Annotated in this window: 10 protein-coding genes; 3 read left to right on the top strand and 7 right to left on the bottom strand. The window is 42.2% G+C overall.

Annotation, left to right across the window (positions count from 1 at the left end; translation table 11 throughout):
* Positions 1 to 14: 14 nt before the first annotated feature.
* Positions 15 to 2,381: a xanthine dehydrogenase molybdopterin binding subunit gene (gene xdhB / locus BVC89_RS23590; RefSeq protein ID WP_086933564.1), complete on the bottom strand. Its 2,367-nt coding sequence runs from the start codon at positions 2,379 to 2,381 to the stop codon at positions 15 to 17.
* The gene (gene xdhA / locus BVC89_RS23585) at positions 2,374 to 3,972 is read right to left on the bottom strand and encodes a xanthine dehydrogenase small subunit (protein WP_086933563.1); all 1,599 of its coding nucleotides are present in this window, start codon (positions 3,970 to 3,972) and stop codon (positions 2,374 to 2,376) included. Before xdhA ends, xdhB begins: the two co-directional genes overlap by 8 nt.
* A gap of 779 nt (positions 3,973 to 4,751) precedes the next feature.
* On the opposite strand from xdhA, the gene BVC89_RS23580 reads away from it, so the two are divergent.
* Complete coding sequence (locus tag BVC89_RS23580) at positions 4,752 to 5,453, top strand: TetR/AcrR family transcriptional regulator (RefSeq protein ID WP_086933562.1); 702 nt, start codon at positions 4,752 to 4,754, stop codon at positions 5,451 to 5,453.
* Positions 5,454 to 5,516: 63 nt separating this feature from the next.
* Here BVC89_RS23580 and BVC89_RS23575 read toward each other — a convergent pair whose 3' ends face one another.
* From BVC89_RS23575 to BVC89_RS23565, 3 genes are all read right to left on the bottom strand, one after another.
* Positions 5,517 to 6,635, bottom strand: coding sequence for a nucleoside hydrolase (locus tag BVC89_RS23575; protein WP_216825034.1), 1,119 nt, complete (start codon positions 6,633 to 6,635; stop codon positions 5,517 to 5,519).
* 1 nt (position 6,636) lies between these two features.
* Positions 6,637 to 7,734 (bottom strand): purine-nucleoside phosphorylase, encoded by a 1,098-nt coding sequence (locus tag BVC89_RS23570; RefSeq protein ID WP_086933561.1) that lies wholly within the window; start codon positions 7,732 to 7,734, stop codon positions 6,637 to 6,639.
* Between the two features lie 154 nt (positions 7,735 to 7,888).
* Positions 7,889 to 8,452 carry a phosphoribosyltransferase gene (locus BVC89_RS23565; protein WP_086933560.1) on the bottom strand — a complete coding sequence of 188 codons (564 nt, stop codon included), beginning with the start codon at positions 8,450 to 8,452 and terminating at the stop codon, positions 7,889 to 7,891.
* A 718-nt stretch (positions 8,453 to 9,170) separates the two neighbouring features.
* Between BVC89_RS23565 and BVC89_RS23555 the strand changes: the two genes are divergently transcribed.
* Positions 9,171 to 10,466, top strand: a complete 1,296-nt coding sequence (locus tag BVC89_RS23555; RefSeq protein WP_086933558.1) for an NCS2 family permease — start codon at positions 9,171 to 9,173, stop codon at positions 10,464 to 10,466.
* A gap of 169 nt (positions 10,467 to 10,635) precedes the next feature.
* Here BVC89_RS23555 and BVC89_RS23550 read toward each other — a convergent pair whose 3' ends face one another.
* Entirely contained in the window at positions 10,636 to 11,868 is a 1,233-nt protein-coding gene (locus BVC89_RS23550; protein ID WP_086933557.1) for a spondin domain-containing protein, read from the bottom strand.
* Positions 11,869 to 13,311: 1,443 nt separating this feature from the next.
* Here BVC89_RS23550 and BVC89_RS23545 point away from each other — a divergent pair.
* The gene (locus BVC89_RS23545; protein ID WP_086933556.1) at positions 13,312 to 14,703 is read left to right on the top strand and encodes a M20/M25/M40 family metallo-hydrolase; all 1,392 of its coding nucleotides are present in this window, start codon (positions 13,312 to 13,314) and stop codon (positions 14,701 to 14,703) included.
* Positions 14,704 to 14,761: 58 nt separating this feature from the next.
* Here BVC89_RS23545 and gcvP read toward each other — a convergent pair whose 3' ends face one another.
* Entirely contained in the window at positions 14,762 to 17,650 is a 2,889-nt protein-coding gene (gene gcvP / locus BVC89_RS23540) for an aminomethyl-transferring glycine dehydrogenase (RefSeq protein WP_086933555.1), read from the bottom strand.
* Between the last annotated feature and the right edge of the window lie 224 nt (positions 17,651 to 17,874).

Here is a 17,874-nt window from a genome sequence, read left to right as displayed (position 1 = left end):
AAATTTATTCATGCCTAAATACTTTTGCTGGTTTGATTACCTGCATCGTTTCTTGCGTGTGCAATAGCTGCTTGCATACATTCATATACTTTTTCAGCCGTCGCTGGTGCCGCCAATGGTGGACTAAAAGTATAGTCGCAGACACTGGCACAGGCATCGCGCAAAGCACACCATACTGAGATAGGCAGCATTAAAGGTGGCTCGCCCACCGCTTTGGAATAATAGACATTATCTTCTTGGTTGGGCCTGTTAAATAATTCTACGTTGAAATGTTCGGGCACATCTGTGGCCGTAGGGATTTTATAGTTAGCGGGGCTATTAGAAATTATTTTACCTTTCTCGTCCCATAATAATTCTTCCGTGGTTAACCATCCCATACCCTGTACAAATCCACCTTCAATTTGGCCAATATCCAAGGCGGGATTAATCGAGTCGCCGACATCATGAAGGATATCAACTCGTGTCACTTTATATTCGCCAGTTAGCACATCCACAATAACTTCTGACACTGAGGCGCCATTGGCAAAATAAAAGAAAGGACGGCCTTTTGCTGAAGCGCGATCGTAGCCAATTTTAGGCGTGCGATAGAAGCCCGTAGATGACAGTGAAATACGATTCATATACGCAAGTTTAATAAACTCTTCAAAGGCAATAGGTTTATCGTCAATCCACACTTTATCATCACGAATACTTACTTGCTCAGGTTTTACCTGATAATGCTCTGCGGCAAACTCTATGAGATTATGTTTAATTTTGTTAACAGCATCCAGTGCTGCCATGCCATTGAGATCGGTGCCAGCAGAAGCCGCTGTGGGAGAGGTATTGGGCACTTTATCTGTACGCGCAGCACTTATCATTATGCGCTGGTAATCAACACCAAAACCTCGTGCCACCACCTGCGCCACTTTGGTATAAAGTCCCTGTCCCATCTCAGTGCCACCATGGTTGAGATGGATACTGCCGTCGGTATAAACATGGATAAGTGCACCAGCCTGATTTAAATGCTTGGATGTAAAGGAAATACCAAATTTCACCGGCGTGAGTGCCAAGCCTTTTTTCAGCCATTTACTCGATTTATTGAAGGCGGTAATTTGTTCGCGTCGCTCACGATAATTTGAGCTTTCTTCCAGTTGGGCAATTAGATGTGGCAGTACATCTTCCTCTACTTTTTGCCCATAATGTGTTTCAGTATTGTCACCTTGATAAAGATTAATTTTACGAATATCGAGAGGGTCTTTGCCAAGTTTACGCGCAATGTCATCGAGCATAGCTTCTGTTGTCAGCATACCCTTGGGGCCACCAAAGCCCCGAAAGGCGGTATTAGATACGGTGTTAGTCCGGCAGCGATATCCAATCACATCAGCATTATTGAGGTAGTAGGCATTATCGGCATGAAACATGGCTCTATCGACAATGCCGTCGGATAAATCTGTGGTACAGCCGCACATTCCCGCAAGTTCTAGGCTGACACCGGCAAGCTTACCCTCATTGTCGAAACCCACATTGTATTGGTTCCAGAAATCGTGCCGTTTGCCTGTTTGCACCATGTCATCCTGTCTGGGCATACGATATTTCACCGGACATTGATTGCGCTTTGCAAAAACCGCAGCCATACAAGACAGAGCAGCCGCTTGGGATTCTTTACCACCAAAGCCTCCTCCCATTCGGCGAACTTCTGTTTGCACTTTGTTAAGGGGAACAGCGAGGACACTGGCGACAAGTTTTTGCACTTCAGAAGGGTGCTGAGAGGAAGACAGTACATGCATACCGCCATCTTCATTAGGCAGAGCGATACTTATTTGCCCCTCTAAGTAAAAATGTTCTTGCCCGCGAATATACATGTCAGCACTGATCTTGTGTGCTGCCTGTTTTATTGCTTGCTCGGCGTCCCCCATTGACATTTTGTGGGTGGGCATAACAAAGTCGCTTTGCTCTACCGATTCTCGTGGGTGTAATAGTGGCGGTAGAACTTGGTACTCAATTTTAGCCAATTTAACAGCGCGTTTGGCCGCTTCAAAAGTTCGCGCAGCGACCGCAAATATCGGTTGGCCGACATAGTGCACTGTGTCGCCAGCGAGCAAGACGTCGCCGGTAAAAACTGGTGAAATATCTGCATCACCAGGAATATCTGTTTGCACAATAACGTCGATAACATCGTCTGCCGCCACGACATCAGCGAGATCTATTGAGGTTATCTTGGCATGGGCATGGACAGACATACCTGTGGCCACATGAAGCATGTTTGGCCACTCTGGAATATCGTCCAGATATTGTGCCTTGCCAACAACATGTTTGAGCGCCGATTCGTGAGCGAGTGACGCTTTCTTATCGGCGCTGCTGCTCTTGCTTGGTTCAGCAAAGCTTTGTGGTAGTTTACGCATGGGAAATCCCCCCCTGGCTATCGCTTGCAAGATGGTGGTGGCCAAGATCGGGAATGACTTCGCCGTTGGCTTCCAACCATGCTTTGTAAAGTAGATTTACGGCAATATTCAAGCGGTATTGTGCGCTTGCCCTAACATCTGTAAGCGGGTTTAGGTGTTGCTTCAAACTGGCAATGGCATCATTTATTGCGATTTCTGAATCCACATCAGCATCTTTAAAGCAGTCTTCTGCATCCTTTGCTCGTATCGGTGTTGCTGCCATCCCTCCAAAAGCGATTCTTGTTCTGACAATTTTATTGTCTTGGATGTCAAAACGTATGGCAGCCATAACACTTGAAATATCATCTTCCATTCGTTTTGATACCTTATAAAAACGATGGAACTGCTCAAGGTTTTTACTGGGTAATTGGATGGAAATAATATATTCCCTATCTTTGAGCACGGTCTTCTTATAATCTAAATAGAATTCGTCTAAACGTACTTTTCTTCTACTTCCATCGGTAGCGCCTATTTCCACAACGGCATCCATACACAACAGAATGGGTGGTGTGTCGGCAATCGGTGAAGCATTACCGATATTGCCCCCAATGGTTCCACGGTTGCGGATTTGCCTGGAGCCGAGACGGGTGAGTAATTTACATAATTCAGGAAAGCGTTGTGCCAGCTGTTTTTCTATTTGCGAATAAGTAACAGCCGCGCCAATGACAAGTTTTTCCTCAGCTAATGTTGTCTCAGAGTCTACGTCATCTTCATCTGTAACAAAGTCACAGCTTTGCATCTCTGGAATGTTGCTCACATCTATGAGTTCAGGTAAGGCTTTGAATTGTTGTGTCACCTCTAGCATTAAGTCCGTTCCACCAGCAATGACTTTGGCGTTCGACAGACGATTTAATGTTTGATTAAGCATCTCAATGGATGTTGCTTGAATAAACGCTGCTTCCTTGTGCTTGATATTTTCTTCTGGAGCGGTGATGCTGCGCAGTTGTTGTAATATTTTATCGTTGAACAAATGATGGTGTTTGCCACTATTGTCATTATCTTCGCGCTCGAACATATGAAAACCGGCATCAACAATGGGACGGTAGCCAGTACAGCGACAGAGATTACCTGAAATGGCATCATACACTTCAGCACGGGACACTTTAGCACAAGACGCGTCTGTTAGCTGCGCATTGGTCTTATTCTCATAGAGCCCGGCCAGAGACATAACAAACCCTGGAGTACAAAACCCGCACTGAGAACCATGAGATTCTACCATTGCCGCTTGGCTCGGATGCATTATCTGCGGTTCAGATTGCGATTGTGTTGACTCTTGGGGGGTACCTGCAAGATGCTCTACTGTTACTACATGCTTTCCTTGTGCAATAGCTACTGGCGCTATACACGCGTTTACAGAAATATACTCGACAGTCTCTTTGTTAGCAGATGTGTTGAGGCTGCCGACTAATATTGTGCACGCCCCGCAGTCCCCCGAGGCGCAGCCCTCTTTTGTTCCACACAAATGTTGATTTTCACGCAAGTAGCGCAGTAGTGTGAGATCGGCTGGCAGGTTATCTTCAGTGATCAATGTATTGTTTATAACGAATTGCAAAGTATGACTCCTGTGCGTGGGTCTATTGCGTCATGGATATAGGTGCTTATATAGCAAAAACTTGTCCGCATGGACAGTTTTTTGTTGTTCAATGATAGATTTTTTATCTATTAAGCCAATTTTGTGCCGTCTTACTACTTAGGTTGGGCTTATCTAGGTCTTGTTGTGAATACTTACTTTAAGATAGCCAGAATCACTATAAAAGCACTTTCCTTTGTTTTCATGTGGGGTCGTAACCTGTCACTTATCATATAAACATATGCAGCGAAAGAAAAATGCATTTCTATGCAATGGTAAAGATGCACCTTTATTATTCACACAGTTAAGTGTGAATCACTATAAAAGCCATCGCTTTTGAGCTTCAATACGGTCGCGGTCAGGCCAAAGTTCTGATATTAAATTTTAGCTGTTGTTCTAGGTTTTTATACAATACTATGCTGTTGAGTATGCTTACATTTATTCCTATAACGGCGTTTTGAATTACAGACAAAGATAAACATTGAGATAAATAATAAGAGTCTGGATTATATCTTGTAACACAAGGAGGCAGAGCCTAATTAATGTAGACAGATCCTAGGTGAAAACAATATCATAATAATGAAACAGCGTTACCCTAGGTAATTGTTGTTGAGAGTGTTGAAATATAATTATAAGTAGTGTCGGATTTATCGCGTTTGTGGCAAGTTTATATTAAGGGCAAAACATAAGCTTGTCTGAAGTCGATAAACGTGTAGGGATTTCTTTGAAAACGTACACTTGATAATAAAAAAGGCCGCTTCATGGTAAATATTATAGATGATCATGAGAATCATCCCACTACTGCTCCGCGCAAATATAAACGCGGAAAAATACGTGATAAAAATCTTGAGAAAATTTTAAGGGCTGCTAAAGAGGAATTTGTTTTAAAAGGATTTTCGGGGGCAAGTATCCAGGCTATAGCTGACAGGGCCGGTATTCCCAAAGCTAATGTGCATTACTATTTTCGTCGAAAAACTAATCTTTATGTAGCTGTGCTTGATGGAATTCTGCAACTTTGGAATGATCACCTTGACGATATAAAGGTCGATGATGATCCTGCTGAGGTGCTCGATCGTTTTATTCGAAAAAAAGTTGAGCTTTCCTATAGCCATCCGCGATCGTCTAAGCTTTTTGCGATGGAAATTATTACCGGTGCTCCCCATCTTGGCGAGTATATGCGCAACGATATGCGGCCATGGGTTAAAGATAAAATACAAGTCATACAAACTTGGATTTCACAGGGCAAGATGAAGCCGGTAGATCCTATGCACTTGATCTTCCTTATTTGGTCTTCAACTCAGCATTATGCTGATTTTAAGACACAAGTATTGACTATTATGGAGCGAGAAGAATACGAAGAAAAGATGATCGACGAGGTCGGCGGTTTTCTAAGTAAAATGATTCTTAGCGGTGTTGGACTAAAGCCGCCCATACCGCAAGCAGCCGTGCAAGAGAATAGTTAAGAAATAAAAAATTGCTAGCAAATACGTAGATGAGGAACATCTATAAGATGTCCCTCATTTTATTCACATGTTAACTTTATGTTTGCTTTTGGATGTATCCCTCGAATTAATTGTTTTTGTAAACAAATCGAATGCCGCTTGAGCTTTTGTCTTTCGGCACACTTTTACCTTAGGGTTGCTACCACTGACTCTTGTTATGCCTGCGGTTTTAGCCGAGAAGTGATTTCTTACTGAGCCGTCAGCTAGTGTTTTTGGTATGGACTTAAGTGCAGAGGCTTGCCAAGGCTCATCTGTGACATCGTAGGAAACTTCAACAGAATCATATGTGCCCTCACAAAAAGATGAATCTATCGCAACAATAGCTGCCAATACATCCCAGAAGTAGTATTCTCCTGAGTCAATAAACCAATCGTTATCATCTAATACCTTATCCCAGAATTCAGCAGCAGGGGTAGCAACAGATTTTTTAAATGCCGTGGCGAACCAAGCTTCTACTTTCACTTGATTGGTAACATCTAGACCCACAGTTTCTATTGGCAATCCCGATTTAAAAACAATACTTGCAGCCTTAGGGTCGACAAAAATATTCCACTCAGCATGTAAATTCGGATGTTTATCGGTAAAGCCTGGCACAATAATATTACCGGGAACGTCAAATGCTCCCCCCATAATGATTAGCCGAGAAACTCTGCTTTTTTGTTGAGGGTACTTTGTCAGCCACTGAGCGATATTAGTTAGGCTGCCAGTGGAGACCAAGATCACTTTCTCACTACTATTCTCTTTTAATATTTTATGAATAAGTTCTACCGAATGTAATTTGCTCACTTCGCGCTGGCTTGTAGGCAGTTTTACATTAGATAAGGTATCTGCTTGTTGACGCCAGGCCTCTGGAAAGGCAAAAAACCCGTCTATTGGATAGTCATCACCACAGGCAATAGCCACTTTTTGCGAAGGCGTAAGATCTAGTAGCTTGGGAATGTTTTCCATTGCGGGTTGACAACGCGATTCACCAACACCGTTAGCGGTTACCGCTAACAAGTTAATATCTTCATGCATAGCCAGAAGTAGCAGTGCCGCCCAGTCATCTATTGCCATATCTGTATCGAGAATAACCGGTACTTTATTGCCAGCAAAAGATAGTGTGGAAAAATTTAATAATACGATAAAAAATACAAACTTCACTTTAGTTTCCCGGTACTTCACTTTGATAAGTATTCCAATTAGTGACAATTTTTTTGATGATGCTGCTACCGATGGTATAGGCTGTTTCAAGCGCCGGGCGACCTTCGTCGGCGTAAGGTGCGGTAACACTCCAGCTGGTGGGCTTATCTTTTGGTGCCATGGAATAATTACTTACGGTGCGCAATATCATAATGCGTTTGTAGTCGATGATATTCTGTCTCGCTAAGCGAGACAAAGCAGTTAATGTGCCGCTGTCTTCCATATTGGTCGTCATAAAATTAGCATCTTTACCCGCGTAAAGTTTCACCCAATCATTGGCCCATTGATTCATATGCTTACCATGCCAATATGTACTGGAGCTTAAAGTTTCTCCAAGTGTAATAAAGGGAGGTTTTTGGGCGTTTGGATAAGATGAAAATAGTGCGCGATATTTTTTAATACCAGGTGAATCAGGCAACGTTATATCTTTAGTTGCCTTGTATGCCCACTTGGCAAGGTCTGAGTTTAATTGAAAAGATACGGTATCAAGTGTCCAACCGGTATATATATCCTCAGGCGTTTGGGCAGGTTTTTTAGCTCCCAACGGTATCAAACCATATGGCCACTGGGAAGGAATTTCTCGTGCGTCAATTTCGTAGACTAGGTCGCCATCGACAACATGACTTGCCCAAGCAGCTGAGCCTAGTGAAATATCTTCTGGATCACCGCCGGCGATGCCGGCTACCAGCCAATAGGCTTTTGATAGATCAAAACGGGGGTCTAGTCCTAAAGCCATGATAGACGCTGTCGCATTTGCGATACCGCCACCTAAGCATATTGCTAAAACACCCTCTTTGTTCATCCTTAAGGGGTACTCCCCAAGAGGAAATTCATGTTCTATATCCAGCTTCCCTCTCTCTACCCAAAACTGAAATTCTCCGGGTTTATCGCCAGTAATTTTTCCATATTCAAACATTGTAACGACAACAGCTTTAACCGCTATCTTTTCGCTCTCTATTTTTGTCTGGGTGGCCGGAGCAGTTGCAGAGGTCGCATATGTCAGCGGGAAAGCGTGCGTCAAAATCAAAAGGGTAATGAGTAATCCAAAGTTTTTACACATAAAAATATCTCTATCGCAAATCTAACAATATTAATTTACATGCTATTTTTGTACCTTAGACGACACTGTATAAAATTTGGATTGCAAGTGGATTACTGATATCCAAAAATGGCTATGGGACTTTTGGATATCATAATGTGTCTGCCGCTAGGTATTACTTTTGTGTTTTTAAGACAATGTTCGCAAGTTCTTGCCCCTTTCCTTTGATTATTTCTTCCTCGCTCAAATCCTTAAGCTCATGTGGAAAGACAAGCCATTTATCTGTTTCGTGTACGTAGAAATCAGGTACGATATCAGTAACATTCTTAGCGGGCTTAAACCACGGGCAGGCTACTTTAATGGTATGTGGCGTATTGCGTCGCGCACGTTTTTTAACTTGATCAATAATTGCTCGAATAGAGCGCCCTGAGTCGAAGACATCATCGACAAGTAACAACTCTTGATCCGCTTCGACATTATCTATGACGTAATCCAAGCCGTGAACACGTACTTCTTTGTGCTGTTGATTGATTCCATAATATGAGGACGTACGAATAGCAATATGATCGGTATGAACCCCCATATGATCCAAATACTCCTGTACGGCAATTCCTACTGGTGCGCCACCACGCCAAACACCGATAATAAAGTGGGGGCGAAAACCTCGTTCAAATATCTGTTCTGCTAATTTAAACGAATCCAGTAGTAACTCATTGGCGGTAAGAAAATATTTTTCCATGCAACTAAGGCCTGTGTATATTATTGATAATTGTGTACTTTATGGCCTGTTAATAGGCCCAGGATCAGCAGTGTAAATCTAATGTTTGTTGCTGTATATAGAGGCTTTTCTATGGCGATAGTATATTTATTGTTCGCCGCACTGTGTAGTGGTACCAATGGATGGTGAGTAAAGTCGAAAAAAACCGAAACCTCAGTGGGTTCCGGTGAAGCTCTTTTGGGGAAAACGAATCATAGGCTAGATGGATCGAAATCGCTATGAGGCGAGCCTATGACGTATAAGAAAAGACGAGGATATGTTTCTCATTTCCTTTCAAATCCTTGCACTGATTTAGTTCGTTTTCTATATTAAAAAACCATTATGTGTTGTTGTGGGGCGCTATCAACTGATTGCAGGCACCTGTTAATCCAATCTTAGGGCTTTGTTAAACCTTATGTCTTTGTGCATTATTTGAGATATACAAAAAGCAAATGATGGGTAATAGATGTGAAAAGAAAGAGCTCTTGGCGCTTTTATTATATGGCACTTGAATATATGGTTTGTTCATTGCTTTGCTTTCATGGTTTACATCCATGATGTCGATTCGCACTTTAGATTTATGCATAGATTTGCTCCTAGCATAGCACTTAGCGCATATAGCAAAACATGCTAGGTAATTTTCGTATGTGCGAGTAAGTCAAACTACTTTCAATTTTCAAAAGAACAAGAAGCCTTAACTATGGAATATATATCACGTTATTTTCAATTGGATAATAAACAAAGCACCTATAAAAAAGAAGTTATCGCGGGAATAACGACATTTCTAGCAATGGCCTATATTACGGTGGTTAATCCCGCTATGTTATCCCAGACAGGCATGGACTTTGGTGCTGTATTCTTCGCAACATGTGTTGCTGCCGCTTTTGGTTCTATTGTGATGGGGGTGATGGGAAATTATCCTATAGCTCTGGCACCAGGCATGGGACAAAATGCTTTTTTTACCTATGGTGTTGTGTTGGGGATGGGCCATACATGGCAGGTTGCTCTTGGTGCCGTTTTTATCTCTGGCATTTTATTTATTATATTGAGTGTTTTGCCTGTAAGAGAGTGGTTGATTAACGCCATTCCGCGCAATTTAAAATTGGGTATTTCTACTGGTATTGGTCTTTTCTTGGGAATAATTGCTTTGACAAATGCCAAAGTCGTTGTCGACAGCCCTGCGACACTTGTGCAATTGGGAGATTTGACGAGTTTCGAACCTTTTATGTGCCTAATTGGTTTTGCCATTATTGCAACGTTGGTACAAAAGAAAATAATAGGGGCTGTGATTATAGGCATGTTGTTAACGACCTTGGTTGGTTGGCTGACGGGTTATGCTGAATTTAAAGGAATTGTATCGTTGCCGCCGTCTCCTGCACCCGTATTTTTGAGTTTAGATCTTGCTGGTGCATTTGATGTCACCATGATAACAGTTATTATCACCCTGCTTATTGTCGATGTATTCGATACAGCGGGAACTTTGGTCGGTGTTGCCACACGTGCAGACATGGTGAATAAAGATGGCTCTTTACCTCGTCTTGGTAAGGCTTTATTGGCAGACTCTGGCGCGACAACTTTCGGCGCGGTTATGGGAACCTCATCCACTACCAGTTTTATCGAAAGTGCCACAGGTGTTGAGGCTGGGGGGCGAACAGGTTTAACGGCTATTATTTGCGGTGTTCTATTCTTATTGTGTTTGTTCTTTTCACCTCTTGCGCAGAGTGTTCCAAGTTACGCATCTGCTGCAGCGTTACTTTTTGTCGCTTGTTTGATGACTAAAAGTGCTGCTGATATTGACTGGCATGACTACAGTGAAAGCGCACCCGCTATAATAACCGCTATTAGCATGCCTCTTGGCTATTCTATTGCCGACGGCATAGGGTTGGGGTTTATCACGTATGCTCTTATTAAAGTGTTTAGCTTTCGCCTGCGGGAATGCCCCTTAGTTGTTTATGTGGCGGCATTAATCTTTACTGGGAAGTTTATCTTTTTATAGTCTTAGATGTGCTCTTAGGCTATTGGAACATCCGCTTTTATCAAACGAGTCTAAATAAATAAAACTACGCTTTATCAACTTAAGGCTTTTTTATTAAGTCTTAAGTTTAAGTTTGTGAATATATTAAACAGATAAAAATATTGACGATAGTGTTTTTTAACACAGCTTATTAACGCAAAGTAAGCTGCCCACGAAGTTCTCCAGTCGGGAAGTCTTCTGTGCGCAAACTTACATAAATCCTACCGGCAGCCATTTCGTTTAACAGGTTTAACATTGGATCTTTGCCCTCTGATAAATCTCCTAAAATATCGCTAGCCTGAATTGTAATATCGACCTTAGAATCGTAGATATTGTCTTCAATATCGACCACAATTGGACCCTCTTCTCCTGATAGACCACGATGTAAATGCGCAGATACAAGATCGCTAGATAAGTTATTTGTCTGTATTTTTATTCTTATACTTTCAGCATTTTTAGATCTTAAGTTCGCCTTAGCAGTGGCATAGCTTTTAGCAACAGGAGAAGAATTAGAGTGAGTGGAATAGTTGATAGAAGTGGTTGAGATTGTCGGGTCTGGCATTAGTTGGCTGGTAAAACGGACTCGCCCTCCTAAATCCACATATCTAAAACTGAAGCTGGTGACGCGATAATGAGGATCAACAAAATCTGCTCTGGCAAATTCAGGGTCATTTAATATGCCTTGCGGGTGAGAAGACTTTCGCAGAAGTCCGGGGTGTTTGCCGACAACATTATTTTCAGGGGTGCCGGTGTTGTCTAGGATTTGTTCTAAATAGGCTATATTTGTCGTTATTTCATCATTCGCTTCTGTTCCCGCGTCCACTATATCCTTGCCAATGACGTTAAAATCTTCCGCAATAAAATAACCATATTCATCAAAGAGCTGATGAGCCATCGGGTTTTCATTTGCTATAAATGCATCATTACTAGGGATAATCATTGACGCGTAGCTAAAAAAGCGGTCTTCTAATGGATTTACATTAAGTGTAATGCTTGCCATTTCCCCGGGGTTTAGCAGGGCACTTTTACTTACTAATGTCGCCTGTGGTGATCGAGGTTGCAGCAGACTGAATTCTTTGCTTATCAGCTCAGTATTACCGTCTTCTGCAACACGTTCGACTGCAGGTGCTGGCACTAAATTAGGATTTGCGGCAGTATCACCTAAAGCCGTATTTTCGTCAAAAGTATCAAAAGAGCCATCGTGCATGCCTAACCAAAATGGTGTCAAGCTTGTGCCTTTGGATGGCGCATCATTTTTAACAGTGATGACAACGGAAGGTATAGAGCGATCGTAGTAGCTCTTGTAATAACTGGCCGATGCTGTGTGAGCTAAAAACATTATGCCGCTCATTAATATGCTTATCGGAAGTTTTACGTTTCTCATTGAAAAAATGCCTATACCTATGTTTGAGTTTTTTGGATTTTTTAAATCAATACAGCTTTAAACCACTTCTCTACATAATTCTGCATATTGGACTGTAAAATTAATCGACTAATTAACGTCAAAAGGATGCCCGATTAAACTGTTAACTTAGTCCTAATCGCTTTAATGTAATTGCTATTGTTTTACTCCCTGGCTTGGGGAGCGCATTTAACTACAAAAAACACTCTGAATGTAAATATTTTTTGCAAAAATAATCCACAATATGTTTCCCATATTATGTGGCTTTATAGGTCGAGAGCTTTTTCGATAGTGGATAAGGTGTTGAATCTTGTTTCAATCAACCCATTAATAAATAAACAATAAATACCACTAACTAATTTTTCTATGATGAAAATGGCTCTAGTTAAATGCTCGATAAATAATATGTTCGAGCATTGGATATCTATAAATTATAACAACTCATCAATGTGTTATTTGTCACGAACTTATTCTGTGCAAATGTAGTTGCTTTATTATTTTGGCTTTTTAAATACGTCATTAATTGGTACTGACTGTATTCTTGTCCTTGCCTATTCCGCGACGGGTATAAATATAATCTTTTAAATTATTTGATAAATAAAAAATTTTAATTTTTGTGAATAGCTAATGATAATTGTCATAAAGTGTAAAATTATCCGTCGATTTTGTCGCGCATTTCTACTTATATTAAGTGTCAATTTTTAATTAAATTTGCCCGAAAAGCTATTTCAAAAATATAGAGAATGTAACAGCCAAGATACACTTTAGATGTAGTTATTATGTTAATCATTAGCTAATTCGATGTTATCGAAACTTCTCATATCGCTAGAGTCTTTGTGCTTAGGCTATCTTGCGTCGGTGTGGATTATTATTTTATGGAATGGCTTTATCGTATTGATCGAAGATAGGTTTCTTCTCTCCGCTTCGTAAAAATACCTAGCAATGAATTGAGTCAGGTGAGACTTGCCCTTAATGTCCCAGATGCATAACTCTAGTACTTAAGATCATATTTATTGCAGGTATGAAATCTAACTGCTGATACATGATCTCTCGACGAAGTGTTGTTTGTCTTTTCGTCATGTGTGCATAGCCAGTTCTCGTTATAATTGTAACCGTATATACAGTGCCTTCTTTTTGGCGCAAAACAGCGTTTTTGATTGTTTTTTGCTTCTTTTACCGTCAAAATACTTGATAAAAATTTAAGTTCTTATGATGCGCTTTGTTCGATGAAGTGCGTTATTTTATGTGGTAGTTAATGATAGCTATGCGCACTTAGATTTTCGATTTTTATTGGTACTAGCGAAATATGTCAGAGTGATATGTTTCGCTGCCGGATTAGTAGATCTGATTACCGAATGAGAGTTGTGAATTGGAATTACGAACTGTAATTAATAGTATCTAAGTTTTTAGTAATAGGGTTTTTTTATGTTTAGAGGTTTTATTTATCTCTTATTGAGTATTATCAGCTTTTCGAGCTTTGCTTTCGAGTTTAGTCCTCAGCAAAAAAAGAATGCGGATAAGTTAATAGCCGAAGCGCTGAAAGATGATTTAGGCTATCAAGTTGTAGAATCATTAACCACGGAAGTTGGGCCTCGTCTTGCTGGTACTGAAGCCGAAACTCGTGCTCGTCGGTGGGCAGTGAAGAAGCTTAAATCACTGGGTTTTAAAAATGTACGAGTAGAGCATTTTGATGTGCCTCGTTGGACTCGTGGTATCGAAACGGCTGAAATTACTTCTCCATTTCCACAACCACTCACTATTACTGCTTTGGGTGGCAGTGTTTCTACTCCAGCTCAAGGTGTTGAGGGTGAAATTTATGTCGTGCCTTCACTAAAAGCCTTGCAAACTGTTAAGGCCAATTCTCTAAAAGGCAAAATAGTTTTTGTCGATGAAACGATGGCTCGTACTCAAGATGGCTCTGGTTATAGTGCCGCTGTAGCTAAACGCCGCGAAACTGCGTTTGAAGCTCATCGAGCAGGTGCCAGCGCAGCATTGATACGTTCAGTTGGAACTTCTAAACACCGCTTTGCCCATACCGGACAGATGAGACGTGTGACAGATACGACAGGTGACCCGAGTGTGCCAACAGCGGCATTATCCGCTCCAGATGCCGATCAGCTGCGAAGAATACTGAATAAAACAGGTAAGGTGCGTGTCAAGGTCACATTGACACCGCGTACAGAGCCAAGAGGGAAATCAGGTAATGTAATTGCAGAAATTCCTGGCACTCAATCGCCCAAGGAAATTGTGATGATTGGCGCTCATCTAGATTCATGGGATCTTGGAACTGGTGCAATCGATGATGGTGCCGGAGTAGGTATAGTCGTGGCGGCTGCTCGTTTGGTAAAAGAAGTACTTGGCAAAGCGCCGAAGCGCACAATTCGCGTGGTGCTGTTTGGTGCTGAGGAAGTTGGCCTTGTGGGTGCTAAAGAATATGCTAACAAGCACAAAGAGGAACTGGCTAATCACATTATCTCAGCTGAGTCTGATTTTGGTGCCGATGTTGTATGGCAGTTTGGTTCTAATAATGTTGCCAAAGACAAATTAGACATTGTTAAAGCTTTCCAGGAAGTATTACGCCCCTTGGACATTATCCCTGGGAGCACAGTAGCTTATGGTGGCCCAGATGTTAAATATATTAGAGAAATGGGCTTTCCTGTTGCTGAATTAAAGCAAAATGGTGTGGACTACTTTGATCTCCACCATACACCAGATGATACGCTTGACAAAATTAACATCGACAAGTTACGCCAGAATATCGCCGCATATGCTGCGTTTGTTTATCTCGCTTCTGATATGGAAGAAACTTTTAACTAGTTAGTGTCAGCATAAACTCTTGGGGATAAAGCCTTACGCTTTATCCCCAAGATACTTGTTAATCAATATAGCTTTCTAATGAAGGGCAAGAACAGATAAGGTGCCTATCGCCATAGACATTGTCAATACGATTGACTGACGGCCATACTTTATGTTCTTTCAGGTAGGCTAAAGGCTGACTTGCCTCTTCTCGGCTATAAGGCCGTTGCCAATTCCCATCTAAGACATCATCAAGCGTATGAGGCGCATTCACCAACGGATTATTATCTGCCGGGTATGTTCCCGATTCAACGGCTTGAATTTCACTTCTAATTTTAATCATGGCGTCGCAAAAACGATCCAGTTCTATTTTTGACTCAGACTCTGTAGGCTCGATCATTAAGGTGCCTGCGACGGGAAACGACATGGTGGGGGCATGGAAGCCAAAGTCCATAAGCCTCTTGGCTATATCTTCTTCACTGATACCACTGCTTTCCTTTAAAGGGCGCAAATCAATTAAGCATTCATGAGCCACAAAACCATTTTTGCCTTGGTAAAGAATGGAGTAGTGATCGGCTAAGCGTTTGGCTATGTAGTTTGCATTTAGGATGGCATACTCAGTGGCCTGTTTCATGCCTTCACGGCCCATCATATTAATATACATCCAACTGATGGGTAGAATGCTAGCGGAACCCCAAGGAGCAGCGGAAATCGTACCATTACTGCTGTCGTTCCCTGTTTCTACTAAAGGATGCGAGGGTAAAAATGCGGCCAAATGTGACTTTACCCCAATAGGCCCCATGCCTGGCCCACCACCGCCGTGGGGAATACAGAAAGTTTTATGCAAGTTTAAATGGGATACATCGCCACCGAATTTACCCGGGGCGGCGAGTCCAACTAGCGCATTCATATTGGCCCCGTCGATATACACTTGCGCTCCTACAGAGTGGACAAGCTCACATATTGCTTGAATGTCTTCTTCAAAGACACCGTGTGTAGAAGGGTAGGTGACCATGAGCGCGGCAATATTTTCGCCATGTTGCTCAATTTTATCTTTAAGGTCATTAATATCCACATTGCCGTGCTCATCGCAAGCGCTGACAACAACCTTCATCCCAGCCATTTGTGCTGATGCTGGGTTAGTGCCATGAGCTGAGGCTGGAATTAAGCAAATATTACGATGGCTCTGTCCCTTGTGCTCAAAGTATTTCTTAATTGCTACGAGACCTGCATACTCCCCCTGGGAGCCCGCGTTTGGTTGCAAGCTAATGGCATCGTAGCCTGTGCAGGCCTTTAACATTTCTTCTAGTTGGCTAAATAGCTCACGGTAGCCCTCGGTTTGATCCTGTGGGGCATAAGGGTGTATTTTGCCGAATTCTGGCCATGTGACGGGTACCATTTCGGCCGTAGCATTGAGCTTCATGGTGCATGATCCCAGAGGGATCATCGCGTGATTCAACGCAATATCTCTCGCTTCTAGGCGATGAAGATAGCGCATCATGTCCGTTTCAGATTGGTACTTAGAAAATATTTCGTGTTGTAGAGCAGGTTCCTTACGCAAAAGTGCTTCAGGAATTACCTTTAATTGTTCTGCTTGCTCATATAGAGCATCAAGCTCAATAGGAGTTTTATCGCCTGCGAACACTTCTAGCAATACGGCTATATCTTCTAGTGTTGTGCATTCATGGAGACTCAGTGAAATTGCAGAGTCACCTACTAGACGCATATTTATCTGGTGTGCTAATGCTCGCTCGTACAAGGTTTTTTGCTGATCACCTACTTCAATACATAAAGTATCAAAGTAGTGCTCATTATTTTGCTGGTAGCCCAGCTGTATTATTCCTTGAGCGAGAATTTTAGTGAATTCATGGATTCGGTTGGCGATTCGGGTGATACCTTCTGAGCCGTGATACATGGCATAGAAAGCACTCATGAGCGCCAGTAAAACCTGTGAGGTACAAATGTTGGAATTGGCTTTTTCTCGGCGTATATGCTGCTCGCGTGTTTGCATGGCCATGCGCAGCGCGGTTTTGCCTCGAGTGTCTTTGGAAACACCGATAATTCTGCCTGGGGTTGCTCTCTTATACGCATCCTTAAAAGCAAAAAAGGCAGCATGCGGGCCACCAAAGCCCATTGGTACACCAAAGCGTTGATTACTGCCTACCACAATATCTGCCCCCAATTTACCTGGGGCTGTTAGCAGCACTAGGCTCATAATATCTGCGGCTACAATAGCAAGTGCTTGCTTCTGTTTGATGGTTTTAATTAATGGTTCGATATCTTCAATTGCGCCGGTCGAGCTGGGGTATTGTATAAGGGCGCCAAAGATGCTCTCTTGTTCGGCTATCTGCTCTATTTGATCAACAATAATGTTGAAGCCGAAGTGCTCAGCGCGAGTTTTAATGACGGCAATGGTTTGGGGATGACAGTTAGCATCCACAAAGAAATTTTCCGATTTATTTTTACGTGAAACTCGTTTAGCCATTGCCATTGCTTCGGCAGCGGCGGTCGCCTCATCAAGCATGGAGGCGTTGGTAAGGTCCATGCCTGTTAGTTCAATAATCATTTGCTGAAAGTTTAATAAACCTTCCAGACGCCCTTGTGCTACTTCTGGTTGGTAGGGTGTGTAAGCGGTGTACCACCCAGGGTTTTCTAGCACATTGCGCAGGATAACAGGAGGGACATGGGTGTCGTGGTAGCCCATACCTATGTAGCTTTTGTAAATTTTATTTTTGCTGGCAATTGCTCGTATTTCTTGCAAAGCCTGATGCTCATTCTTGGCATCCTCTAAGGTCTGTGTAGTTTCAGAGCGAATGCCTTGAGGGATAGTTTTACCGATAAGTTGATCGATAGATTCGAGCTGTAACGACGCTAGCATAGATTGAGTTTGTGATTCATCGGGCCCAATATGACGGCCGATAAACTCTTCACTATTAATGAGCTCTTTTAAACGCGCTGTTTTTGACATACATTGAATTCCGATGGCTAGTGAGAATCAGACTCGAAAGCCATTTTTGTGAGTTAAAATGCTGGCTACACTATAGAGCGCTTGTTATTTATAAGCGCGCTAAACCTAGTGGTATTTTTCGTTGAGCGTTGTTGCTACGAGCAATAGCCTTTAGAGCACCTCTACTGTACTTAACAATGTTGCTTACAAGGTGCTGGCGAAGTGTAGCAAAATGGGACTTCTAT

Source organism: Agarilytica rhodophyticola (genome assembly GCF_002157225.2).
Taxonomy (GTDB): Bacteria; Pseudomonadota; Gammaproteobacteria; order Pseudomonadales; family Cellvibrionaceae; genus Agarilytica; species Agarilytica rhodophyticola.
The sequence above is the reverse complement of the archived record's forward strand: the minus strand, read 5'-3'. Positions and strand labels throughout refer to the sequence as shown.